We start from the raw sequence: 24,472 nt of genomic DNA, 5'->3' as shown, positions 1-24,472 counted from the left end.
GAGCTGACTGCTACTAATAGGTCGAGGGCTTGACCAGAATGGTCTGAAGGTTTGAGATTAGAGGTTTGGAAGAGAACCGAACGGATGGAAAAAGATTTTTACAGTGTGTAGTTTTGAAGGTACATGGAACAGAGATTTAAATCGAACATATGGTAAAATGTAAAATAATCTGCCAATCAGGGCGATAGAGATTTATAAAAGAATTGCCGCAAATCCGCATAAACATTGTGTTTTGCGGTTTTTTTGCGTCCCTGCTCCGATGATCTAAGCACGTCTCCATATCAGGTGCATTTTTGAAATTAACGCGTAGCTGATGTGTAAGCTCAAAATAAAAAATGCATATTCATATCCCATTAATAAAAGCCTTTCGGGCGGATTTGCAGCATTCGCCCGGGGGGGCTTTTATTAATGGGATACTGTTAAGAATATTATTTGAAGCTACTATCTGGTAATTTGATATTCAGATATCCCTTCTATTTCGCGCCGGTAAATAGACGATTTATTTCATTTCTACATGTCCATCCTATTTGATTGAAAAATTGCTGAAACGGAATCATAGCAGGTAATAATAAAATTAAGAAATTTAAACTGATTACAGATGGAAATTTGGACTGATTGTACTATAATAAAAAGGGATGTTATCAGTAAGAGGAAACATAACGAAAACATAACGTAAAATACAATCCCTATTTATCGGAAAATCAAACAGAGCGCAAGTCAAAATTTGTGGAGGGAATATGAAAAAATCATTTATAATGTTATTATTTTGTATGTCTTTTATGCTAGCGGGGTGTTCGAATAAAACTGATATTTCAAAATCTGCGGGTAAAGAGGACATAGATAATACTTCGCAAGAGCAAGTGGTTAGCGGGGAGGACAGCAGTTCAGTTGAAACAGATGAGCCTGCTGCTGAAGCTATCCAGGTACCTTCAAAAGAACAGGTCCTGGAAGCAAGAGAAAAAGTTCTTACCGGTATGTCGGATGAAGAGATAGAACGATTGACAACGAATATAAAGGACTTAAATAACACGTGGGAAGGTCTTTATTTTAATTCTGGCATTTTTAAAGAACTAGAAGATCCGGACAGTCTATATTGGAATTACATCGATGATAGCGGTGATATCGTGATCGGATATTTGCAAAATGAGGACGGAACGACTACAGAAGAAACCGCTTTTAACCGATTCGATGCGGATAGTTTTGTTGCTCTCATTCAGGATATGCAAAAAAGTGTACAGAACGAAGAACTGTATGATGAGCTGGAGCTGCTTGTGAACGAAATAAACGCGGCACATGAGACGCACGATGTGCAGCATGCCGTCAATATGTTTCATATTCTCCATGATATGGATTATTTTCTACTTCGCTATGGAATAGAAGATGTTGGAAAATATTTGCAGGATACATCATTTGTAGCGACCTATTATGGCTCATTGTCTATGTATGAGGCCAGATAATTTTTATATTATTTATAAAAATATATCAATTATGTGAATGGATGCAGGGGGATAAATGTGAATAATCTGTTTATTCAAGGCTTATCTATAGAATGGACAAAAATCAGGCAAGATAGTTATTTGCGGAACATAGATGCCATAAAGGATATAAATGGTCTGGATTTTAAAAAGTCTGTAACATTTTTTGTCGGAGAAAATGGAAGCGGAAAATCAACGTTATTAGAAGCGTTGGCTGTTGCATATGGTTTTAATCCGGAAGGCGGTACTAAAAATTATTCTTTTTCAACATATGACTCACATTCTGAATTATGCGATGCTATTAGAATAACAAAAGGATTTCGACGGCCAAAATCAGGTTACTTTCTTAGGGCGGAGAGTTTTTATAATGTAGCAACAAAAGAAAAGGAATATGCAGACAGTGAACACCCTTCCGAGAAGTATCATGAGAAATCCCATGGAGAAAGTTTTTTGGCGATAGCGCAAAAATACATGAGGGCGGAAGGTATCTATATTTTCGATGAGCCGGAAGCAGCATTATCGCCGCAAAGACAATTAACCCTATTAATGGATATATGTAAATGCGCGAAACATGGAGCGCAATTTATTATAGTAACACATTCTCCTATCCTGCTTGGGATACCTGACGCGGAGATATTTAGTTTTGATGAGGGCGAACTGCATCTCTGCGAATATGAAGAAACAGATAGTTACATTGTGACAGAGCTTTTTATCAATAATCGAAACCATCTGCTCCATAAACTATTGGGTGAGGTCTAGGGGCTGTCACACTCACTTAGCGTTCTTCCGGGAGGCTTCGCATGTCCGGAGCGTCCCCGAATCCCGCCACGGTTCCAAGCCGTAAGCAGCGGACATGCGAAGCCTCCCGGAAGAACGCTAAGTGAGTGCGACAGCCTCTAGCATCCGGCATTATTACAAGCTAATGGAATCATGAGTGATACCTGGAAGACCATGTCCTTTGGTTCAAAGGAGATCAGACCGTGGTGGCGTTCGACGATAGATCTCACGGAACGTATGCCGATACCGCTTCCGCTTCGTTTGGATGAATAAAAATGATCTTCCGAATACCGGATGTTACCGTCGTAACTGTTATCCAGGATAATACCCAGCTTTTGATCGGATATCTGGCCCCGCAGATAGATAAATCGCTTTCCTGTTTCCTGGCGGATACAGGCTTCCACGGCATTCTCCAGAAGATTGCCCAGCAGCGCGCACAGTTCATCGGTCGGAAAGTCCAGGGAAGGGGGAAGGCGCACAAGGGCATCAAAAGAAATGGAGTTTTCTTTTGCTGTGGACGCATAGTAGGATACGACGGCGTCTGCGGCAGAGTTGGCGGAATATGTCTGGATCTCGCTTGAGGATATGGTGGGCTCGTAGGTGTCCAGATATTTTCTGATTTCATCCAGCTGATTCTTTTCGGCCAGACTTCGAAGCGTCCGCATATGGTGCCGCAGATCGTGGGAAGCCTGCCGGGACGCGGCGATCTGCCGGGACAGCTGGCGGTAATGTTCGGCCTGCACCGCGATCTGGTATTTTAACTGCTGCTGGGACTGTTCGAAGGAGAGACAGAAATTATACGCATAGGCAAGATCCTTCCACAATACAACAGCCAGTCCGAATACCAGGATGGTTCCGCCTACCTCCACAAACCATCCTCCTATGATCGGCTCATAGAGGGGCATCAGCCGGTCAGCCAGGAGAGAAACGGCAAATATGAGCGTAATGACCAGGGTGCGGGGACAGTGCTTTGCTTTTATGCTGGTGAAGATGGCCATGCTCAGCAGGTAAAAAGCGGTACCATATTTGAGTAACGAGGCCAGGACGGAGAGCAATTCCCCCGCACGGACGTGAAAACAGGTAATCATCAGTATGAGAATCAGGATCAGTACCGTTACGATCCCGCTGATCACCCCGGATAACAGGGCGATCTTTCTGGATACGCTGAGAATGCTATTTTGTAATAAAATGACTAAAAACAGCATGGTATAAAAACATAAGATTTCCAGCGGATACCAGGGATTCACGGTTGTGGCCAGAATCGTATGCAGCAGGGAATGAGAGGTATAGCCCATAAAACAGATGCACAACAGCGCGAATAACAGGCCTCGGCGCTGCTTTGACCGGACGTTCATGTAGAATGAGAGGGCAGTTCCCAGAAAGGCCAGGATAAAGATAGCCAGGTGCAGCATATTCTGTATATAGTACAGGCTTAATACATTGTTCGAAAAACCAAATACCGGAGGATAAGTGAGCCCGCTGTATATCCCGGATTGGTCGGTGACGGTCAGCAGGATTTGAACGGTTCCGCTGCCATCAAAGGTTACGATACTGTTCCGGATCTCCGGGTCATAGGATGCGGGGTCCGGATTTCCCATTTCAAGCGCCAGACGGTCGTTGATATACAGGCGGTAAGAGGAATATATCTCAGGTAGCTCCAGAGCGTAAGGCTGCGTCTGTTCGGGAAGGCTCAACGTCAACCGGTAAGTGGCGCTGCCATGGAAAGGCAGAAAAGGATTGCCGCCGTTGAGCCCGCTATATTGGCCGATGGCGACATACTGGCGGTAGGTATCGGGGGTCTTCCGGTTAAAATCATCAGGCGTCAGGAGGATGCCGGGATAGAACTCCCATTGCTGTATCAGATAACGCACTGGATGATCCCTCAGGTCCTGCTGATCCAGCATCAAAACGCCGGTTATGGGCTGTGAGGTACGAAACTGGTATTTATTATTAAATCTGTATTGGAGGCCGAACAGGGCGAACGATATGGATACGGTCAGCAGAATCAGCAGCCCTAAACGGATATGGGAATTAAGGTTCTTCATGTGTTCTCCTCTTGGATCTGTAGTAGCAAAAGAGAATGACGCAGAGAATGATTAGCCCAAAGAGGCAGATAATGGGCAGCCGCAGGTTTCCGGGAGTCTCGGTTACGGCGCGGTCCTTCTTTTTTTCTTCCAGGAAATAGGCGCCGGACACCCCGATCTCAACGCGCAAGGTACTGGAATCGCTGAGGTACTCCGCGCCGGTACGCGTATCCGTTTCCTGACAGTAAAAATATAGCTGGCCCGTGTCGGTCAGATCATCGGGAAAATAGGGAAATCGTACCACTGTACCCGGGATTTCAGTCACGGGCCTGTTGTCGATCTCTAATGAGATAAGAAACGACCGGTCGTCTATTTTTTCAACCAGAATGCAGATCATGGAATCCTCATCTATGGCCAATTCTTTGAGAAATGCCGTGGAGAACTCCACAGCTATCTTATCCTTTTCAATCAGTACGTAATCCGAGTTTATTTTCAGTAATTCATTCAGCCGTTTCGCGGAGATGACAGTCTGCGTACTGGTCACCTGTTCAAAAAGCGGAGGTTCCGTAATATCAGGCGTCGGAGCAGGAGATTGCTCCGCATCGGACGGATGCGTCTGCGCAGAAGCAGTCACGCTGGAGGACGGGGCTGTCTGCTCCGGATTCCCGGTATTGCCGGTCTGCTTCCCGGCGGAAGTGCCGGAATTGGATTCCGATGCCGGTTTGATCCCTGGTTCAGGGTCTGAAGCGGAAGGAGGAGGGGAGCTCGAATCAGTGTCTATTTCCGTTTGCGGGTCCGTACTTGAATCGTTTCCCGGAAGCGGGGGAGGGGATGGGGAGGGAGTTGCCCGCGGTATTTCAGTAGGAGTTGGGGTGACGAATGGAATATCCTGATCATTCGTGTCGCCGCCGTCCCGGTCGCCACCCCCGAAACCGTTGTTATCCTCCGAGGCCGAAGAAAAATATAATATATTGGACAGGCCTTCCGATGGCCCGCCGGTTACTTCCAGCTGGAACCAGTAATCAAGGTAAGGGATACTGCTCAGAACGGCGTGATTTTGATCCATAAAAACAGAAAAATCCTCTGCTGCGTTATGGTAGGTTACCATCCCGTCTGTGGAATATCGGAGTGTGATTTGATCCGCTTCTGTCAATTTGCTGAAAAAATTTAAATGGATTTCATCCTGAAACCAGTAAGCGCCTTCGAGAAAGGGCTGGTTTGGAGATATTACGTGGATCATCAGCATCGAGGATGGAATCTCCACGGGGAACCAGGGGTGAACCGCGGGAGTACATACGAGCATGTAAGCGCCCGGAACAGACATGTCCTCCGAATATTCCTCCCAGATAACGGGGACGGACAGATACAGCTGATCCGAAGGATCTTCCGCATTTATGAAAAGATAGTTTAATTCTGTGGGTAACTTTGCCGGAAGGGCGGTACCTTGTGGATAACACAGGCCGTTTTGGTCGAGACGGTCCGCCAGGACCGGGTACCGGTCAATGACTGCGGAGGGATTGGCTTCCGGGATGACGGCGGAGGTATCTAGAATCAGTTCGTTCCTGTCATGCAGAATGGAGGAACCTTCCGATTCCACTCTGCTTAATTCCAGACGGAGCGGCGCGTTGGTCCTGATACCTACGGCATCCCGGCCGTTGGCATAGATTACGGTTTCCGCAATGACGCACAGATTTGTGGATTTGATGGTAAGCGCTGTCGCCAAAGGGCCCTCCGCCAAAATCGATGCGTGGGATGCCGAACAGGAGCCGCTTTCTCCAACCTGGATGGCTGTGGCTTCCTGGCCGTATGCGGATATGGCTGCGTTATTCCGAATACTCAGTCTGCCGTCTGCAAGGAAAGCCGGGGCCGGCGGATCTTCACTCTTAAAATGAACAGGACCCTCAATGGATAAGGACGCGTTTTTTGCGATATGTATACGGTACGGGCCCATATCTACCTCTGCATTCACGGTGGCTGCTATTTTAAAGTCTTTATTATTAAACTCTATATCCTGATTCAGGACAATCAGAGGCTGTGCGTCCTGGCTCAGGAGCCGGACCAGTTCTTCCGGGGAGGAACAGCTTACGGCGGGCCCGAAGGATTCTTCCGGGACGGAATTTCCTTCGGAGGACGGTGTCCGTCCCCCGGCCAGGGCTTGTACAGGAATCATACAGACGAATATCAGACAAGCAGTCAGAAAGGCGGACAGGTATGATCTGTTAGGGTTCATAGGGGTCCTCCTTCCTCAGATTTTTAAGAGAATAGTTGAGGTACATTTTTTTTGCCGCACTTTTTCCGCGCTGGCGGATCGGGATGCGGTCATTATTTTTCATAAGGAAGAAATCATCCATGGCACATTCCACATAGTCCATATTAATGATGAAATTCCGGTTGCAGCACAGAAAACGGTCATCCTCCATCAAGGTGGCGATTACGCCGCTGATGGCGTCCTTGATTACTAATTCTTTGTCCTTCAGTTGGATATGGGTATTGCGGGAAACACTGTATACGTACCAGATGTCGCGGAATAATAACTTACATTGCGCTTTGCCGACATTGACGCAGAGATATCTGTTTTCTTCCAGCAGATCCTGGCAGCAGCTGTTAAGAGCGCAGCAAAGTCGTGAATAGGGGAGAGGTTTCGTCAGATAATAAGAAGCTTTCACGTCATAGCTTTCTACGGCGTGGGTGTGGCTTGTAGTATAAAAAATCAGGCGGCAGCGGACATCGTCCTGATGGATCCTGCGCGCTACATCCATTCCGTTGATTTTGTCCATATAAATATCTATAAATACGAGCTCGTATTTACCGGGATGAAAGGATTCGAGGAAGGATTCGCCGGAACAATATTCATCGCATGCGGCGCCCACTTTGGAAGATTCAAAATATCTGGAGAGCATGTGGATCAGATCCCTGCGATCCGCCTCCTGATCGTCGATTACTGCTATCTGCATAGGCATCACCTTTATATGTATGCGTGTTCATTTATATTTTACCATAACTTCACTTATATTTTACATGATTGGAGATAAAAAATTAATGACTTTTGTTCACAAAAACAGTCGTTCGGTACGGAACCGTTTATGAGGCGGGCTGCGCGTGTTAAATTGAGATCAGAAAGGATGTGAATAAATGCTGATCGGAATATGCACACAAACGGAAGAGGTATTCAGAGACGGATTGGATCTTTTTACTGCCCGGTACCATTATAACTTACATTGCGAATATTTTGCATGGCGGGAAGATCTGCTGTATCGCATGAAAGGACAACAGTTTGATGTTATTTTTGTGGGGTTGAAGGGGGCTATCGGTATGGAGACGGTTATCGGGGTCCGGGATATGGATACGCGGGTCCCTCTGGTGTGGATTTCCAGTGAAAAAGAATTTATTTCCCAGAGCTACCGTCTGGATACCACCATGTTCCTGGTATGGCCGGTTACTCCGGAACAGGTATGCGGCGCGATGCTGCGCTGTATGGAGAAGTATATACATGAATAAGGGGCGAAGAGGGAGAAAGATTCCGGTACCTTGCCGGGTCATGGCTGTGGCGGTTCCGGTCCTGCTGTTTTTCTGCATTCTTTTTATCCTGGCGCTGTCTATGAGGAAAAAAGACAGTACAGGGGGCAGGGAATATGGGATGTTTGAGTGGACGGAAGAGAGCGTGGACAATCCGGAGAAGACAGACAGGTTAATCCGGGCGCTTTCTATCACCCGGTGGTATCAGGAGATACCGGAGGAACTGGACATGGATAAAACGGTTTCTTTTATGGAATATATGAATCGGCGAAAGGTCAAGGTGTACGCCCTGACGGGCTCCGTGGAGTGGGGATTTGAGGAGGACGGGGCCTCGTTATCCCGGCAGATCCAAAAAGTGGCGGACTACAATGACAGTGTGGACGAGGCATATCGGTTCCGGGGAATCATGACCGATATTGAACCTTACGTCTCTTCCAGGTTCCGGGAGGACCCGGTCTATTATATGGATCTCTATGTAAAGGGGATGCGGGCGGCTTATGAATACGCCGTATCCAGAAATATACGGGTGATCCAGTGTATTCCCAGGCATTACGACGAACAGGGACTTACGGCCTATCTGGAGCAGCTGATCGCCTACGCCTGTGATGAGGTGGCGGTCATGGACTATGGGCTTTCCAATGAAGTGGAAATGATAGAAACGGAAGCGGGATTATGTGAGAAATATGAAAAAGAGCTGCATTGCATACTGGAATTCCAGGAGGTCGGGATACACGGACTGACGGAGCAGGAGACCTACCGGCAGCAGGGAATTAAGGCGGCCGACGCGACCTGGGACAAAGTCGAAGCGGCTTACCCGAATATCCGGATCGTCCGGGATTATCATTGGACATTACCGCTATATGACATGATACCGGATACGGACACGTAAAAAGTGAGGGATGCGCATGGAGATACAAAGAGTGTTACGTCAGGAGAAAAAATATATACTCAACACAGAACAGCGGATGCGGATGGAAGCCAGACTGGAAAAGATGCTTCGGCCGGACCCGCATAATGAAGGCGTTGGCTATATGGTCCGTTCCCTTTATTTTGATACCATGACCAGCCGTGACTTTTATGATAAGCTGGCGGGAGTCGAGTTAAGAAGAAAAATGCGGATGCGCATCTATCATCCGGAGGATGAATATGCGATGCTGGAAATCAAGCAGAAGCAGGGTCAGAACCAGCTGAAGAGATCCATGCGGATCACGAGGAAGGAGGCCATGCAGATGGAGCGGGGGGATTATACTCCGCTGCGGGCCTACGACAATGAATTCGCGGCGGAGTATTACAGCATCCTGACGATGAACCAGTACCGGCCGGCGGCCATTGTCGAATATCACCGAAAAGCATACATCCTGCCGGAAAATGCAATTCGGATTACATTTGACACAGGGCTTACGGCCTCGGAGGGAAGAATGAGCATCTTTGAGGCACAGCCGGGGCTCTACCCGGTGATTCAACCCTGGAAAGCCTTTCTGGAAATCAAATATAATCATTTTCTGCTGTCCTATGTAAAAGAACTGCTTAACATGTGCGATGACAGCGAGATGGCGGTCAGCAAATATTGCCTGTCCAGAAGGCAGTCCTTGCACAGAAGCGAAAGCATATAAGAGGGAGGTTGACTCAAATGAGAAATTATCTGATTAATCTGTTACAGCAGGTGCAATCCCTGGATATGACAGGCATTATCAGCCAGCTGATCGTCGCGGCTGTGATCGGTTTTGTGATCTATCTGTCCTACTATCTGTCCCATTCAGGCACGGTGTACAGCCGGAAATTCAATGTAAGCCTGGTGGTTCTCACTATTCTTACCACGCTGGTCATGACTGCGATCGGTAATAACGTGGCGTTATCCCTTGGTATGGTCGGCGCGCTGTCCATCGTACGTTTTCGTACCGCTGTGAAGGATTCCAGAGATACCATCTACATATTCTGGGCGGTGGTGGTGGGGCTGGCCTGCGGAGTGGGGGATTATATTACTGCGGGGGCCGGCAGCGCCATGGTCTTTCTTGTATTATTTGTTCTGGGGCGGATTAAGAACGAAAACCGCATGATACTGATTGTGCGCGGAGCCAGGAGTACCGACAAGCGGATCATGTCGGTGGTCACGGATTATTTTAAGCGCAGAGTGGATCTGCGCGTGAAGAACACGACGGAAGATTCCGTGGAGCTGATCTATGAGATTCCCCGCAATGTCTACCGCAAGGCCAGCGCCGGAACAAACAGCGTAGAGGATCTGCTGTATGAGATTGAACATATCCAGTATGTAAATATAGTGACACAAGACGATGACATCAGCAGCTGACATGGGGAGGGATTGCCATGAGTAAACGTAAGCTGGTATTTCTGCTGCTCGCCTGTCTGACGGTGCTTATTACCGTCCTGTTCCAGATCGAATGGAGTAATCTGGGATATCGGATTCATCAGCATCAGACGGCGCAGCAGCCGGATGTGCTGAACGGGATCGACGCCTTAAGCTGCATTCGAAAGGACGTGGTGAAGACAGCGGACACCTACGATCCGAAGGCGGTGGATATCTCTGAACTGGCCACGCATCTGCCGCTGGTTATGATCGACACCAGCGAGGAGATTCCCGGCGTGCCTTATATTGACAGCAAGAAACATACCAGCTATACGGTGGCCTCCACGGGGGAAGAATATCTGACCGCTAATTTGAGAATTATAGATCAGCCGAATACGTATCATACGCCGGAGGACGAACCGGATGTATCCTCTTACATCAAGATAAGGGTCCGCGGGAATACGTCCAGATGGTTTGATAAGCAATCCTTCGCCATCAAGACGGTGGACGCCGGCGGGGATTATCTGGATATACCGGTTATGGGGATGGAGGAAAACCATGACTGGGCGTTACATGGTCCGTTTCTGGATAAAACGCTGATGCGGAACTACATGGCCATGAATATAGCCGGTTCCCTGATGTCCTACGCGCCGGACGTACGGTTCTGCGAGGTGATCGTGAACGGCGAATACCGGGGCGTCTATGTGATGATGGAAACGGTCGGCCGGGGAAAGGGCAGAATCGATATCCAGAAGCCCAACAAAGTCCGGAACGTGACAGGATATATCATCGGCCTGGAAAACGACGCGGATGATCCGTATACGGCTATGAACAATTACAGCAAATATACGTCGATCCTTAGAAAGACCTCGTATTTTGATATCGTCTATCCGGGTGAGACAAATCTCACTCCTGAACTGAAGGATTACATTGAGCGGGATGTCAGTATGTTCGAAAAGGCGTTATATTCTTATGATTATGATTCTTACCGGTATGGCTTTCCGGCCAATGTGGATGTGGATGAGTTTGTGGATTATTTTATTTTAATGGAAGTGTTTTTGCAGCGGGATACGGGAAATCTGTCCACTTATTTTTATAAGGATGTGAACGGGCTCTTTAAGCCCTGCGTCTGGGATTTTAACAACGATCTGGATAACATTGCCCAGGATACCCAGGATGATTTTCACATCCGGCAGTTTGTCACAGTCCAGGCGCCCTGGTTTCTGATGATGCTCAAGGAAGAGAGCTATATCGACCGTATTATCCGCCGCTACCGGGAACTGCGGCTGACCACCTTAAGCGAGGATTATCTGAATACTTATATCGACGATACCGTCGCTTATCTGGACACGGCCGTTGACCGGAACTACGCGGTATGGGGCTACAGCTTTGACAATGCGAATCTGGACTGGAGGAATAAACTGGCTCCGGATGAGCGCAATCCCGGATCTTATGAAGCGGCGGTTCAACAGATGAAGGATACCTTGTTTGACCGGTTGGACTGGCTGGATGAGAATATTGAAGTATTACGGCAGTATGGTCATGAATCCGCAGTTAAGAAATATAACCACTAATATCAGGAGGGATGACAGCTTATGAAAAAATTCTTGATTATCTGTTCCGTTCTGATCATCATCGGGGCCGGGTGGATTCTGTTGTCTCCAAAAATCGGTTTGTTTATCGGAATCCGTTCCGAACAGCCGGTGCATACGTTTACCAAGGTGGAAGGGAAGACGATCCTGGCGGATACGGGCAACGGGATGGAACCCTTTGAAATACGCGGAGTCAATATGGGCGTGGGGATTCCCGGGCATTTCGCCACGGATTATGCCATAGATAAAGAGACCTATCTGCGCTGGTTTTCCATGATCCAGGAAATGGGAGCCAACTGCGTACGGGTATATACCATCCAATCGGACGATTTCTATAACGCGGTATGGGAATATAATCACGATAATGAACATCCGCTCTATATTCTTCACGGCCTGTGGGTCAATGATTATGTACAGTTTTCACACAGGGACGCATATGATAAGGATTTTCTGGACGCCATGCTGAACGATTCCAGGACCCTGGTGGATATCATCCATGGAAACAAGATATTTTCCCTGGGGGAAGATCTGGGCAGCGGTACTTATCATAAAGATATCTCGCCCTGGGTACTGGGTTATATTCTGGGCGTGGAGTGGGAGGATACGACCGTCGCCTTCACCAACCATATCGAAGATTCGAAGAACCGGTATCAGGGAAAATATATGTACACCACCCAAGAAGCGTCCCCGTTTGAAGCGATGCTGGCCCAGGTGGGGGACCGGATTATTGAATATGAAACCGTGCGCTACAATGAACAACGGCTGATCGCTTTTAGCAATTGGCCGACGACGGACCCGTTTGACTGGCATGAGCTGGTAGAGTATTATTTTCGGAAGTTTGCAAAAGTGGATGTGGAGCATATTAAAACCACGGATGCGTTCGTTTCGGGCCATTTTGCCTCCTATCATGTGTATCCTTATTTCCCGGACTACCTGGGTTTCCTGGATATCATGGGGATCGAGGTGAAGGATAAGGACCGTTTTGTGGATGAACACGGAGTTTTCGATTCTTACCGGGCCTATGTTACGATGCTGAACGAATACCACACGATTCCCGTAGTGATCGCTGAGTACGGGGTGCCCTCCGCCAGAGGACGCGCCCAAAGCGACCGGAATACGGGGCGTGCCCAGGGCGGCATGTCGGAGGCGGATCAGGCCCGGGCTTTGGTAACCTGTTACCAGGATATTATGGAGGCGGGATGTGCGGGGTCCATCGCCTTTACCTGGCAGGATGAATGGTTTAAACGGACTTGGAACACCATGGCGTATACGGATTTGACGAAAACCCCGTACTGGAGCGACTATCAGACCAACGAGCAGTATTTCGGGATATTGTCTTTTGATCCCGGAAAAGAAAAGAGCGTCTGCTATGTGGATGGAGACGTGTCCGAATGGACCGCTCAGGATCTGGTGTCGGAGCGGGAGGGAATGAGCATCTGGTCCAAATACGATGAAAAATATCTGTATTTCCGGATACATAAAGACCAATACGACCCGGAAACGGATGTGCTGTACGTGCCCATCGACACGACCCCCAAGAGCGGAAGCACCAGCTGCCGCGGGCTAAAAGGCAGCTTTGAACGTCCGGCGGACTTTCTCATGATCCTGGATGGAAAAGATAACAGCCGCGTGCTGGTACAGCGAAGGTATGAGGCTTTGCGGGCCATCTATTCTCACCGGGTATACCTGGAAGACGCGTATCTGAATGAACCGGCGCGGGATACGGACGAATTCACCGACATCCGGCTGATGCTGCAGGTGCCGCTGGATCCGCATGAGGAACTGGATACCACAGGCTATGATATCGGAGAGACTTTCGATACGGGGATACTCACCTACGGAAATGGAAATCCGGAGAGCACGGATTTTAATTCCTTATCAGATTTTATCATACGGGGAGATGAGATCGAGATCCGCCTGCCATGGCTGCTCCTTAACTTCTGTAATCCCTCGGAGATGATGATCCACGACGACTATTATGAGAATTACGGGATTGAAGGGCTCCCGATCGATCAATTCTATACGGGTATCGGCGAGCTTCGCAGTGCGTCGGAGGTTATCCCTATGCAGGCGGTGCCCTTAAAGGGCTGGGGAAAAAACATTACCTATCATGAGCGCCTAAAAGAAGGATATTATGCTCTGCAGCAGCTCTGGACAGGAACCGGTGAATAGGCGGCAAGGAGGCGGAAGGGGACGATAACATGGTACTTAGGGTAAATATCCTGATCTATATGTATATGGTCTTATGCGTGTGTATGCTGGCCTTTAACGCTGCCTATGCGGGGCGCAGAAAATGGTCGGATCTGCACAGACCGGGGAAAATTAAGAAATGGAAGGAACGGATCGGGATACTGATAGAATCCGAACAGCCGGTGAATTCCAAAGAAACAAAAGAGCTGATGAAAACCTTGGCCAAACCCGCTCAGATATCTTTGTTTTACAAGGCGCAGCAGGAGCTTTGGCAGGAAGGAAAAGGGGAGCGGTTTCTGGATTGGGCTGCGGCCAACCGCCGGATCTTCATTACGCCCTGTGAAAAATACAGTAAAAAAAGCGTCATGTACAAAGCGTTTTACGCTTTCCTGATCGGACAATATAAGCTGTGCGGGACAACACAGCGGGATCCATTCGTAAGATTCATGCTGCAGCTAGTGACGGAGCACTCGATCTACTGCCGGGAGAACGCATTACAGGCGTTATATGCCAACGCGCCGGCAGCCATTGTGATCCGGGCATACCAGCTGATGGTCCGCCAGGAGATCGAGCACAGCTCCAAGCTGGTAACCGACGGGCTTCTCGCGTTTGCCGACGACCGTGTGGAACTGGCCGGTTTGCTGTGGGATCACTGGAATGAATTCCCTCCGTTTTACCAGACCGCTTTTATTAATTTTATCCGGCTGGTGACGGATGGATTCGGCCGGCGCTTTCTTTCGCTGCTTCGGGAAGAGACGGACCGGGAAGTCCAGTTTGCCGTTATCCGGTACTACCGGCGCTATCATTATGAAGAGGCTGGGCCGGTACTGTGCCGCATGGTCATGGAATGGAATATCGACGACTGGGAATTCGCGGCGCTGGCGGCGGCGTCTCTGGAGAATTACCCGGGAGAGGACAGTATACGGGCGCTGATACAAGGGATGTACAGCAGTAACTGGTACATTCGTGATAATGCGTCCGATTCCCTGGTCCGGATCGGAAGGGATAGCGTTCTGCTGCAGGAGGTCCTGCAGGGTACCGACCGCTATGCAAAAGATATGCTGCAATATAAGCTGGATCAGCTGGGGAAAGCTTTGGATATGGAACCGGCCGCCGAGGCGGCAGCGGCTCTGGAACAGGAGGTGGCGCCAGATGATGGACGCGATTAAGATATTTCTATTCGGTGTGGACGTATTTTTTATCCTGTATCTGATCGGGTACAGCAGCTTCCTCTTATTGTCCGTACTCTGGGGCTCCAGCAGGCTGTACCAGAAGCGCAGGGACGAGGAGCTGGAACTGGATCTGCACCAGGAATATTACCTTCCCATCAGTATTATCGTGCCGGCGCACAATGAAGAGATGACGGTCATCGATACGGTGTTAACCCTGTTGGAACAGGAATATAAATTATACGAAATCATCATTGTGGACGATGGCTCCACGGACCGGACCGGGGAGTACCTGATTGAGCACTTTCAAATGCATCAGATCAGCCGGCCGATCCGGAAAACCATTCCCTGTAAGAATGAGCTGGCGGTCTATGAGGCGGAGGCGGGAAAGGTCCCGATCACTTTGGTGCTAAAGGAAAGCGGCGGGAAGGCGGATACCCTGAACATGGGGATCAATATTTCCCGTTATCCTTATTTTATCTGTATGGACGCGGATTCCATGCTGCAGAAGGATTCCCTTCATGAGATCGCGAAACCGGTCCTGGAAGACAACCGGGTTATCGCCTGCGGCGGGCAGGTACGGATATCCAACGGCGTAAAGCTGGTGAAAGGGGAAGTTGCCGATTACAGCCTTCCAAAGAACATCATCGTAGCCATGCAGGTCTTGGAATACAACCGTTCTTTTCTGGCGTCCAGAATCTTCATGGACAGATTTAACGGCAATCTGATTATCTCCGGAGCGTTTGGGCTGTTTCAGAAGGAAATGGTCCTGCTGGTGGGAGGATACGACGATACGACTATGGGTGAAGATATGGAGCTGGTGGTGAAACTGCACGCGTTCTGCCGCGCCAACCACATCGAATACAGAATCCGTTATGCCCCGGATGCGATCTGCTGGAGTCAGGTACCCGGTAACCTGCTGGATCTGATGCGGCAGCGCCGGCGCTGGCATATCGGCTTGTTCGAAAGCCTGATGAAATATCACAATGTGATTGGGAAGCAGGAATATGGGCTGATGGGAACCATTTCTTTTTTGTACTTCTGGATCTATGAGCTGTTATCTCCTTATATAGAGCTGTTCGGCCTGCTGACGATTATCTTATCTTTTGTGGTAAATCTGATCAATGTGCCGTTTATGATCCTGTTTTTTGGCGTTTATGCCCTTTTTGGCTGTATTCTTACGCTGATTGCGTTTTTCAGCCGCATTCATACGCAGCAGGTGTATATCTCTTTTTGGGACGGCCTGCGGGCGGTTCTCTTAAGCGGCTTCGAGCTGGTGGGCATGCGGTTTATCCTGATGCTGGTACGCATGAATGCGCTGCTGGGGTACCGGAAAAACCGAAGCGTCTGGGGAGAGAAGGAACGTTTCCGACATAACCGTGAATAACAGACAGGAAAAAAGAGCCGAGGTGAGCACCGATGGGTAGAAATAAAATTTGGGATTGGATCAAACATGGAGCGGCGTTTGCAGCGGTAATCGCGCTGCTGCTTTTCGTATTTTCCATGGCGCTGGCCCAGAAGGGGCAGTACGGCAACGGTTCGAAAACAGAACTGCCTGAAACCGGAGCCTATCTAGATAAGGATCTGATCGTATCGGGAGAGACCAGATGGAGATTCCAGGACATGGTTTCGGATGGGGCAGAGTGCGCCAACTGGGCAGAACCGGATTATGATGATTCCGCATGGAAAGAGGCGGCCGGGAGCTTTGGGGTCAAACAGGGCCAAAAGGCGGAGATAAAAGAGGGGATATACGCCGCCAATCTGCTGTCACAGTATACGGATGAGAGCCGGACGGTGACCAGGCAGGTCTGTCTGTTCCGGACAGAGATCGACATCCGGTCGAAAGATACCATCAGAGCGCTGGAGGGAGATATCCTCTTTGACGATGCGGCGGTCATCTATCTGAACGGGGAACTTATCTGGGCGGGCAACACACCGGGGGGCGGATACGCGGGTCTTCTGTCCTACGGCGCAGAGGAAACGGTGAACTCCGCCAGGCAGGAAACCTTCTCCGTCAGTGAGCTTCCGATGTTAAAAGAAGGGAGAAATACAATTGCCGTGGAGCTGCATCAGGCCAATGCCCACAGCTCCGACATTTTCTTTGACTTTCAGTCGCTCAGAATTTCCTATCAGATACCGGAGCAGAAGAAACCGGACACCTCCGGTCTGATTCTGGAAGTGGGGAACACCGCAGGACAGGTATTGGTCAATTGGCTGACAAAGGACAAGGGCGCGTATGAGGTCCAGTACGCCCCCAAAACAGGCGGAGCTTTCCCGGATTCCTATGAAAGCGTGCTGCTGGGCAGAACCTATGCCGGGGTCTCTTCCACCTATTGTTATAAGGCGGATATGGATCTGGCCCTGCCGGATACCGAGTATATCTACCGGATTAAGCAGCTGGGGAATCCAAATTATTCAGACAGTTATTCCGTTGCCTCCCAGGGAGCCGGGGAAGCATTTTCTTTCCTGTTCGCAGGCGATCCGCAGATCGGAGCCGGTGAGATCAGAAACGATACCATGGGATGGGAGCAGACCTTGAAAGCAGGTCTTACTTTTGCGCCGGACGCGGCGTTCCTGGTGTCCGCGGGTGACCAGGTGGACAGCTCGGATAAGGACAAAGCGGTCAAAGAATACGATGGCTTTCGCAGCCCGCAGATTTTAAAGGAGCTTCCGGTGGCGGTAAACCCCGGAAACCATGAGGCCGGGACCATCTTGTACGATCAGCAGTTTGCAAAGACTGAGGATGAGCCTCATGATTACGCGTATACCTATAAGAATGTACTGTTCCTGGTCATCGATTCGAATAACAATGACTACGATAAGCATGAGGCGTTTATCCGGCAGTCGGTTGAGAGCACAGAGGCGGACTGGATCATTGTCACCATGCATTACGCTCTCTACAGCGCCGGCGCCCATGCCGGGGATGAGACGATCCTGTCCATGCGGGAAGCTCTGGCGCCGGTCTTTTCCCGGTACCATGTGGATCTCGTTCTGGCGGGTCACGATCATCTCTACACCAGATCCTATCTGATGCAGGGCACGAAAGTAAGCGGCCGCGAAGCGGGCGCGGTATCGAAAGGGGAGACCCTCTATCTGACCGCCGCTTCCTCTTCCGGAAGTAAGTATTATGGAAAAAGTGAAGAGAAGCTGTCTTATGCCGCTTACGTCCAGGCGGATGAGGAGCCCCTGATTACTGTGGTGGACGTAGACGGATTAAGGCTCGGGATACGGACGTTTTGCCCCGGAGACGGACGGATGATCGATACCTGCACCCTCACAAAAGATTAGGAAAAACGGACCGGCGGATTTCGTCTGAAATTTTTATAGTTTAGTACTTGCATTGGCGCGCATAATATGATAAGATAAATTCCGGTTGACGCTTTGAGTCGGTTTCAACCGGACAAGGCTCCATGGTCAAGCGGTTAAGACACCGCCCTTTCACGGCGGTAACAGGGGTTCAAATCCCCTTGGAGTCATTCATAAAGAAAAAATCTCGAACCTTTTCGAATGGTTCGAGATTTTTTTTGGTCCGGAGTCCTGGACGCGTTTTTGCAGACTACGTTGCACTTTATGGCCGTTAAGATAAGAAAATCCTTATTTAAGGTTGCTTACCCAAAAACCGAAAGGTATAATGTGCTTAATAACAAAGGATAATCTTATGGAGGGATTTAGATGCAGAAGAAGGTTACGATCTACGATGTGGCGGAACGACTGGGGATATCTACCGCTACGGTAAATCGGGCGATGAACGAGAAGGGCAGTATCAGTGATAAGACAAAACGTCTGGTCCAGGAGACGGCACGGGAGATGGGATATCATCCCAGCAAAAGCGCTTCCTCGTTGAAAAGGAATCCCAGAAGAATTGCGGTTCTGCTTCCCAATACAATCCATGGGTATCAGGCAGAAGTGGAGAGAGGCGTCCATAAGGCGGCGGAAGAGCTGGCGGAATATAGCGTTGAGTGCGAAGTGTTTGAAGAGAATGACGAGGATATGGAAGTATTTATTCGGAGGCTTCAAGAGATCTCGGATATGAATTTTGATGGAATTATTATTCTGCCTCCTTTCGATGAGGCTCAGATGAGCAGAGCGGTACAGGATTTAAGAGAACAGAAAAAGCAGTATTATGTCACGGTCACTTCTGACCTTCAGGATTCCGGCAGGATACTCTCGGTGCAGAGCAATGGGATCGTGGCAGGCCGGATGGCGGCGGAGCTGCTGGGCTGGAAGATACCGCAGGGAAGTAAGGCGGCTATCGTCATCGGGCAGGGTACCACGCAGGCCCACCGCAATGTGATAGAAGGTTTTCAGTCGGAACTGCATAATTTTCATCTTATGTTTGCCGGTGTTTATGAACATCACGATGATCCGGAACAGTCTTATAGGCTGGCAGATGAGCTGCTCCACCAGCACCCGGATATTGCCGGTGTTTATCTTGGAACCGCCAATTCTGTGGCTTTTTGTAAAAGGCTGAAGGAACTTGGGATGGATCGCAGGATCGCGGTTATCGCTTCCGATATATTTCCGGAGATCGCGCAGCTGATGGAAGAGGGGACCATCGACGCCACTATATTCCAGAACCCGTTCCAGCAGGGACGGATAGCTTTTCGGTATCTTTATGAATATATGGTGGAGGGACGTAGATTTGATACGGATACTATTTACCTGGATCCCAGCATCATATTGAGGAGTAATCTTTGCCTTTTTCAGAATAATCTGGAGCAGATGAAGGACGGCATAGTCCAATAAAGTACTTGAAGTAGGGGGCAAAGTCAGGAGTGCGTCCGTCCCACATCAGGTTTGTCAGGCATTCCGGATGAAATTGGGTTCCCAGAATGGGCAGTTCTTCGTGTTCATATGCCTCAATGATCCCTTCCGCGGAATAAGCAGTTGCATAAAGGCCATTTCCCAGCTTGCGGACAGCCTGATGGTGGGTCGAGTTTGTTTTAAAGTCACAGCCAAAATACCGGTATAGGACCGATCCTCTAAGAGTGGTAACCCCATGACGGATATCCGGATGGTTGTGTACATAACCCAGTTGTTCTACAAGGTCCTGATAGAGAGTCCCGCCCAAGATACAATTCAGTAATTGAAACCCACGGCATATAGCCAATATGGGTTTCTTTTTTTGCAGAAAAGCACGGGTCAGACACAGTTCATAGGAAGTCCGGGAGGGATCGGTAATGACTGTATGATTCAGGACTTCCTCCCCGTATAGAGAAGGCTCAATGTCGACGCCTCCCGTAAGCAATAAACCATCGCACAGACCGGCCAGCTCTTCCGGACAATATTCCAGGGCCGCTACCGGTACGGCCCCTGCATATGCCAGCGCGCGGGAATAAGTAGACGGGCTGTCCAGATGCCGTCCGCCGGAATAGCCGGAGTTCGCGTTTGAATCACAGGTAACACAGATGACAGGCATTTTTACAGGCAAGATAAAGCCTCCTTTGACAAAGTTCCATATCAGTTTATAGTCGCCGAACTATTCTTGTATGATATTGTAGCAGACCTGTTTTTTAATTGCAAGATATTAATGCAACCGGTTACATTTTTGTTGACACTTCCAGGTCCGCGTGATACGATTAAAAAAGTAACCGGTTACAATTAAAATTAAGGAGAGAGGAAAATGGAAAAGGGGAAGGTCATACATTCCGACAAGGTGAAAGCGTTTGTCTGTGATGAAACCTATTCCAGTAAGTATCTTACAGGAAAAGATGTGGCGGGTTTTGATTTGATCAATGTCAACGAAGGCACGTTAAAGGCAGGAGAAAAGACAGGAGGAGGCGTACATGAGAAACCGGAGATTTACTACATTCTCAGAGGCAGAGGCGATGTTTGGCTGGACGATGTGCGTATTCCGGTAAAAGCAGGAGACTGCATAATTATCCCTCCCGGAGTCTTCCATTATATTGACAACACAGGAAGCAGCGAGGAATTCGTACTTCTGACTTTCTGGGAAAAGCAGGAGTATAATGAATTATATTTTATAAGAAAGAAGGCATGGGGTAAGGTATACCGGACGATTGATGAGTAGCGTACAGAAAAAAGAGCAAATGAAAATGTTCATCCTGTGCTGGATCTCTTACGCCAATATCTATTTTGGAAGAATGAATCTGTCGGTGGCGCAGAAACTCATGCAAAGCGACCTGAGCTTAAGCAATACTGCGATTGGAGGTTTCAGCAGCCTGTTCTTCTGTGTATATGCCTGCGGAAAGCTGGTAAACGGCTATCTGGGAGATAAGGGGAACAATAAATGGCTGATATTTCAGGGGTTGCTTATTTCCGGACTGTGCAATATATTGTTTGGTATTGTACACAACTACTATGTGCTGCTGGCTTTATGGGGGCTGAATGGTTTTTTTCAAAGCCTCATGTGGTGCAATATATTGAAAATCATATGCAGCTGGTATCCTCCAAAACAGATATCCAAGGTGATGATAGATCTGTCTACCTCCATGGTGGCGGGAACCTTTCTGGGATTGAGCGGATGCGGTCTGCTGGCAGCCTTTCTGCCCTGGAAATATCAGTTTCTGATACCCGGAGGAATTCTGGTGCTCAATGCTGCGGTTTGGGCGGGACTTGCGCAAAATGGCCCGGTCTGCCCCCAGGCAGACGGCTGCGTTGGAAGGGAAATCGCATCGGTAGAGGAAAACATGGGGGCAATGAATGGTGAAAGGACAGGATATGCTCCGGCTATTGGAATTATTAAGTTTTTGTTTACTTCAGGGTTAATCCTGGTAACGCTGGTCTGTCTTCCCCAGGGAATTGTGAAGGACAATGTGGGAGTATGGGGACCTACCATGGTTACCGATATCTATCATTTTAACGTGTCCCGGTCCAGTATGATACTATTGGCGATCCCGGTATTGAATTTCTTGGGTATCCTGGTGGTGGGCCGGCTGGAAGAAGCCGGCGGATTGAGTACGATCCGAATCAGTATATGCACGCTGGGAATCAGCTTACTCCTGATACTGCTGCTGGTCTTTGGTATGGAGGCGAGCCCGGTGATAGGGATCGGTGCGCTTGGATTACTGTCTGCGGTTATGTACGGCCAGAACGCATTGCTGTTGGGAGCGATACCTACCCAATACGCGGCATATGGGCGTGTAAGCTTTGCATCCGGATTCCTGGACTGCTTTTCTTATATAGCCACCGCTGGTTTCTCAGCCCTTACGGGAATTATGCTGGATCAGAAGCTTGGATGGCGGTATATCTTTCTGACCTGGATAGGAATGATCCTGCTCAGTATAGCAGCGCTGATTCGATGTAAGAAAAAGACGTATTTGTAACAGGAAGAACGTAAAGTTGAATAAAAAGATGTTCACCCAATCCAATAAGTGCGGGATAACAAAATGGAGGAAACTATGACAGCGAATAAAGTGCGAGGATTCTCGTTCAGGTACGATGACCGCCCCCACACAGAAGTGTTTCAGAAATCGGTGGAAATCCGGGAACGGGAGAAAGATCAGAGATACTGCATAACCTGGAAACAGAAAGATGGACTTCAGGTCATGCAGACGATTACGGAATACAGGGAGTTCAGGGCAGTTCATTGGGTGCTGGAATTTGAAAATAAAGGTACCACAGATAGCGGCCTGATCTCTCAGGTCAGGGATTGTGACCAGGAGTTTGCACTTCCGGATGATCCCAAGAAAATTCCGGGTTATGAGACGCCGGACGGTACGGCTAAAGTGTATTTTCTAAAGGGGTCCACATGGGAACGGGATGAGTTCCGGGCGGTTCCAAGAGAGCTGACGCCGGGAATCGCCCAGCAGTGTGCGTGTTTGGGAGGCAGATCTTCCGATACCTGGGTTCCGTTTTTCGATATCAACCAGGGAGAACGGGGATACCTGATCGCTATCGGCTGGACCGGGCAGTGGAATGCTTCCTTTGAGAGGACGCAGCATGGTGTACTGGTTCAGACCGGTCTTCAGGAACTGCAGGATCAGAAGGATGGTTTTATCCTCTATCCGGGAGAAAAGGTTCGGACTTCCTCGGTACTGATCTTGCCTTACGACCAGGGCCAGGAGAAAGCGCATAATGATTTCCGACGGCTTATGAAAAAGGAGTTTTCGCTGATCGGCAAGCCCGGAAGGCCGCAGACCGGACCGCTTTGTTTTATGGGGTGGGGCGGTCTGCCAAGCGATGTTCTGATAGAGCGGATCAGAAGATCCGCCAAATATGATCTGGGTTATGAGTATTACTGGATTGACGCGGGATGGTACGGAGTGAGTGAGAATACACAGGACTGTACCGATGAGTTCACGGGAGACTGGGGCCTTCGCACCGGCGATTGGAGGGTGAACCCCCATTATCATCCGGACGGCCTGCATGAGGTGGTAGAGGAGGTCGAGAGGGCCGGAATGAAGTTCCTTCTGTGGTTCGAACCGGAGCGGGCAGTGCAGGGAACACCCATGACATTGGAGCATCCGGAATGGTTCCTTCACCAGGTGAGCGGCGATAAAAATCTGGATATGCATTTGATCCTGGATCTGGGGAATGAGGATGCCTGGGACTATATTTACCAGGTACTCTGTGATAAGATCGAAACCCTGCATATCTCATGTTACCGGCAGGATTTTAATTTCCAGGTTCTCCCATACTGGCAGAATCATGATACCATTCACCGGAAAGGAATCCACGAGATGAAACATATCGCGGGTCTGTACCGGCTCTGGGACAGTCTGCTGGAAAAATTTCCGCACCTGATTATTGACAACTGCGCCAGCGGCGGACGGCGGCTGGATATCGAAATGTTGAGCCGGAGTATTTCCCTGTGGAGAAGTGATTATCAGTGTACCTGGGACGCGGACCCGGAGGTGGCGCAGATCCACGGTACCGGCCTTTCCTGGTATCTGCCCTACCATGGAACGGGGGCCGGCAAGCATAAAGGGGATACATATGCATTCCGAAGCTGTTTCGGGACCTCTTCGGTCAATTCCTTCTGGGGCTATGCGGAAGGATTTGGAGATGAGGAACCGGTAGAATGGGTGCGGAAGATGAACCGGGAGTTTAAGAAGGCGAGACCTTATTTTTCCTGCGATTTTTATTCGCTGGCGGGATATTCCGTGGATCGCGTATCATGGACCGGATGGCAGTATCACGATCCGGACACGGACAGCGGGGTGGTTATGGCGTTCCGGCGCAGCCAGTCCCCAAATCCGTCGGCCGATCTTAAGCTGCGGGGACTGCAGGATGGGTGCGTATACCGTCTTGAGGATGCGGATACGGGGGAATGGCAGGAGAGGGACGGTTCCGGCTTAATGGACATGTTCCGTGTAACTTTGCCTCATCCGCGAAGCTCGAAATTATTTTTTTATCATGTGGTGCAGAAAGTAGTAGAAGAATGACATATTTTACACAACCTTTACGTAACCGGTTACAAATTTTATTGACATCAGAGAAAAGGCATGGTAAAATGAAAATG

The 24,472-nt window shown here is 49.1% G+C and carries 19 protein-coding genes and 1 tRNA gene; 16 read left to right on the top strand and 4 right to left on the bottom strand.

Translation table 11 applies throughout. From position 1 onward, the window contains the following. Window positions 1-737 precede the first annotated feature (737 nt). Window positions 738-1,457: a hypothetical protein gene (locus tag KTH89_RS17390; protein ID WP_238722547.1), complete on the top strand. Its 720-nt coding sequence runs from the start codon at window positions 738-740 to the stop codon at window positions 1,455-1,457. Window positions 1,458-1,514: 57 nt separating this feature from the next. Next, a complete protein-coding gene (locus tag KTH89_RS17385; RefSeq protein ID WP_238722546.1) occupies window positions 1,515-2,234 on the top strand; it encodes an AAA family ATPase in 720 nt (239 codons plus the stop codon). 137 nt (window positions 2,235-2,371) lie between these two features. Here KTH89_RS17385 and KTH89_RS17380 read toward each other — a convergent pair whose 3' ends face one another. The 3 genes from KTH89_RS17380 to KTH89_RS17370 are packed head-to-tail and all read right to left on the bottom strand — an operon-like array spanning window position 2,372 to window position 7,230. Then, window positions 2,372-4,297 carry an ATP-binding protein gene (locus KTH89_RS17380; RefSeq protein WP_238722545.1) on the bottom strand — a complete coding sequence of 642 codons (1,926 nt, stop codon included), beginning with the start codon at window positions 4,295-4,297 and terminating at the stop codon, window positions 2,372-2,374. Next, on the bottom strand, window positions 4,284-6,506 hold the full coding sequence (locus KTH89_RS17375) for a hypothetical protein (RefSeq protein ID WP_238722544.1): 2,223 nt from the start codon (window positions 6,504-6,506) through the stop codon (window positions 4,284-4,286). Before KTH89_RS17375 ends, KTH89_RS17380 begins: the two co-directional genes overlap by 14 nt. Beyond that, window positions 6,496-7,230 carry a LytR/AlgR family response regulator transcription factor gene (locus tag KTH89_RS17370; RefSeq protein WP_238722543.1) on the bottom strand — a complete coding sequence of 245 codons (735 nt, stop codon included), beginning with the start codon at window positions 7,228-7,230 and terminating at the stop codon, window positions 6,496-6,498. Before KTH89_RS17370 ends, KTH89_RS17375 begins: the two co-directional genes overlap by 11 nt. 178 nt (window positions 7,231-7,408) lie before the next feature. Between KTH89_RS17370 and KTH89_RS17365 the strand changes: the two genes are divergently transcribed. The 11 genes from KTH89_RS17365 to KTH89_RS17315 all read left to right on the top strand — a co-directional run bounded on the left by KTH89_RS17365 (window position 7,409) and on the right by KTH89_RS17315 (window position 19,794). Beyond that, window positions 7,409-7,774: a hypothetical protein gene (locus tag KTH89_RS17365; protein WP_158346936.1), complete on the top strand. Its 366-nt coding sequence runs from the start codon at window positions 7,409-7,411 to the stop codon at window positions 7,772-7,774. After that, window positions 7,767-8,681 (top strand): hypothetical protein, encoded by a 915-nt coding sequence (locus KTH89_RS17360; protein ID WP_158346937.1) that lies wholly within the window; start codon window positions 7,767-7,769, stop codon window positions 8,679-8,681. The genes KTH89_RS17365 and KTH89_RS17360 overlap by 8 nt, the downstream gene beginning before the upstream one ends. A 16-nt stretch (window positions 8,682-8,697) precedes the next feature. Continuing rightward, a complete protein-coding gene (locus tag KTH89_RS17355; protein ID WP_238722542.1) occupies window positions 8,698-9,405 on the top strand; it encodes a polyphosphate polymerase domain-containing protein in 708 nt (235 codons plus the stop codon). Between the two features lie 17 nt (window positions 9,406-9,422). Continuing rightward, a complete protein-coding gene (locus KTH89_RS17350; RefSeq protein WP_158346938.1) occupies window positions 9,423-10,100 on the top strand; it encodes a DUF4956 domain-containing protein in 678 nt (225 codons plus the stop codon). Window positions 10,101-10,117: 17 nt separating this feature from the next. Further along, the gene (locus KTH89_RS17345; RefSeq protein WP_158346939.1) at window positions 10,118-11,671 is read left to right on the top strand and encodes a CotH kinase family protein; all 1,554 of its coding nucleotides are present in this window, start codon (window positions 10,118-10,120) and stop codon (window positions 11,669-11,671) included. 21 nt (window positions 11,672-11,692) lie between these two features. Beyond that, entirely contained in the window at window positions 11,693-13,861 is a 2,169-nt protein-coding gene (locus KTH89_RS17340) for a hypothetical protein (protein WP_238722541.1), read from the top strand. 29 nt (window positions 13,862-13,890) lie between these two features. Continuing rightward, on the top strand, window positions 13,891-15,048 hold the full coding sequence (locus KTH89_RS17335; RefSeq protein WP_238722540.1) for a HEAT repeat domain-containing protein: 1,158 nt from the start codon (window positions 13,891-13,893) through the stop codon (window positions 15,046-15,048). Continuing rightward, window positions 15,032-16,435: a glycosyltransferase family 2 protein gene (locus tag KTH89_RS17330; protein ID WP_238722539.1), complete on the top strand. Its 1,404-nt coding sequence runs from the start codon at window positions 15,032-15,034 to the stop codon at window positions 16,433-16,435. The genes KTH89_RS17335 and KTH89_RS17330 overlap by 17 nt, the downstream gene beginning before the upstream one ends. 32 nt (window positions 16,436-16,467) lie before the next feature. Beyond that, a complete protein-coding gene (locus KTH89_RS17325; RefSeq protein WP_238722538.1) occupies window positions 16,468-18,336 on the top strand; it encodes a purple acid phosphatase family protein in 1,869 nt (622 codons plus the stop codon). A gap of 116 nt (window positions 18,337-18,452) precedes the next feature. Beyond that, a tRNA-Glu gene (locus KTH89_RS17320) sits at window positions 18,453-18,524 on the top strand. Between the two features lie 196 nt (window positions 18,525-18,720). Further along, window positions 18,721-19,794, top strand: a complete 1,074-nt coding sequence (locus KTH89_RS17315) for a LacI family DNA-binding transcriptional regulator (protein ID WP_238722537.1) — start codon at window positions 18,721-18,723, stop codon at window positions 19,792-19,794. Here KTH89_RS17315 and KTH89_RS17310 read toward each other — a convergent pair. Beyond that, a complete protein-coding gene (locus KTH89_RS17310; protein WP_158346945.1) occupies window positions 19,724-20,479 on the bottom strand; it encodes a gamma-glutamyl-gamma-aminobutyrate hydrolase family protein in 756 nt (251 codons plus the stop codon). The genes KTH89_RS17315 and KTH89_RS17310 overlap by 71 nt on opposite strands. Window positions 20,480-20,671: 192 nt before the next feature. Here KTH89_RS17310 and KTH89_RS17305 point away from each other — a divergent pair, with 192 nt between their 5' ends. From KTH89_RS17305 to KTH89_RS17295, 3 genes are all read left to right on the top strand, one after another. Next, window positions 20,672-21,079 (top strand): cupin domain-containing protein, encoded by a 408-nt coding sequence (locus tag KTH89_RS17305; protein WP_158346946.1) that lies wholly within the window; start codon window positions 20,672-20,674, stop codon window positions 21,077-21,079. Window positions 21,080-21,098: 19 nt separating this feature from the next. Continuing rightward, the gene (locus KTH89_RS17300) at window positions 21,099-22,334 is read left to right on the top strand and encodes an MFS transporter (protein ID WP_238722536.1); all 1,236 of its coding nucleotides are present in this window, start codon (window positions 21,099-21,101) and stop codon (window positions 22,332-22,334) included. A 75-nt stretch (window positions 22,335-22,409) separates the two neighbouring features. After that, window positions 22,410-24,395, top strand: a complete 1,986-nt coding sequence (locus KTH89_RS17295) for an alpha-galactosidase (protein WP_238722535.1) — start codon at window positions 22,410-22,412, stop codon at window positions 24,393-24,395. The last annotated feature ends 77 nt before the right edge of the window (window positions 24,396-24,472 follow it).

Source organism: Diplocloster agilis, from assembly GCF_019042275.1.
In the GTDB taxonomy this organism is placed as follows: Bacteria; Bacillota; Clostridia; order Lachnospirales; family Lachnospiraceae; genus Diplocloster; species Diplocloster agilis.
The sequence above is the reverse complement of the archived record's forward strand: the minus strand, read 5'-3'. Positions and strand labels throughout refer to the sequence as shown.

Coding starts and splice junctions, on each gene's coding strand:
- KTH89_RS17350 (WP_158346938.1), top strand. CDS start 9,423: ATGAGAAATTATCTGATTAATCTGTTACAGCAGGTGCAATCCCTGGAT.
- KTH89_RS17330 (WP_238722539.1), top strand. CDS start 15,032: ATGATGGACGCGATTAAGATATTTCTATTCGGTGTGGACGTATTTTTT.
- KTH89_RS17305 (WP_158346946.1), top strand. CDS start 20,672: ATGGAAAAGGGGAAGGTCATACATTCCGACAAGGTGAAAGCGTTTGTC.
- KTH89_RS17380 (WP_238722545.1), bottom strand. CDS start 4,297: ATGAAGAACCTTAATTCCCATATCCGTTTAGGGCTGCTGATTCTGCTG.
- KTH89_RS17365 (WP_158346936.1), top strand. CDS start 7,409: ATGCTGATCGGAATATGCACACAAACGGAAGAGGTATTCAGAGACGGA.
- KTH89_RS17375 (WP_238722544.1), bottom strand. CDS start 6,506: ATGAACCCTAACAGATCATACCTGTCCGCCTTTCTGACTGCTTGTCTG.
- KTH89_RS17325 (WP_238722538.1), top strand. CDS start 16,468: ATGGGTAGAAATAAAATTTGGGATTGGATCAAACATGGAGCGGCGTTT.
- KTH89_RS17355 (WP_238722542.1), top strand. CDS start 8,698: ATGGAGATACAAAGAGTGTTACGTCAGGAGAAAAAATATATACTCAAC.
- KTH89_RS17315 (WP_238722537.1), top strand. CDS start 18,721: ATGCAGAAGAAGGTTACGATCTACGATGTGGCGGAACGACTGGGGATA.
- KTH89_RS17295 (WP_238722535.1), top strand. CDS start 22,410: ATGACAGCGAATAAAGTGCGAGGATTCTCGTTCAGGTACGATGACCGC.
- KTH89_RS17335 (WP_238722540.1), top strand. CDS start 13,891: ATGGTACTTAGGGTAAATATCCTGATCTATATGTATATGGTCTTATGC.
- KTH89_RS17340 (WP_238722541.1), top strand. CDS start 11,693: ATGAAAAAATTCTTGATTATCTGTTCCGTTCTGATCATCATCGGGGCC.
- KTH89_RS17390 (WP_238722547.1), top strand. CDS start 738: ATGAAAAAATCATTTATAATGTTATTATTTTGTATGTCTTTTATGCTA.
- KTH89_RS17300 (WP_238722536.1), top strand. CDS start 21,099: ATGAAAATGTTCATCCTGTGCTGGATCTCTTACGCCAATATCTATTTT.
- KTH89_RS17345 (WP_158346939.1), top strand. CDS start 10,118: ATGAGTAAACGTAAGCTGGTATTTCTGCTGCTCGCCTGTCTGACGGTG.
- KTH89_RS17370 (WP_238722543.1), bottom strand. CDS start 7,230: ATGCAGATAGCAGTAATCGACGATCAGGAGGCGGATCGCAGGGATCTG.
- KTH89_RS17360 (WP_158346937.1), top strand. CDS start 7,767: ATGAATAAGGGGCGAAGAGGGAGAAAGATTCCGGTACCTTGCCGGGTC.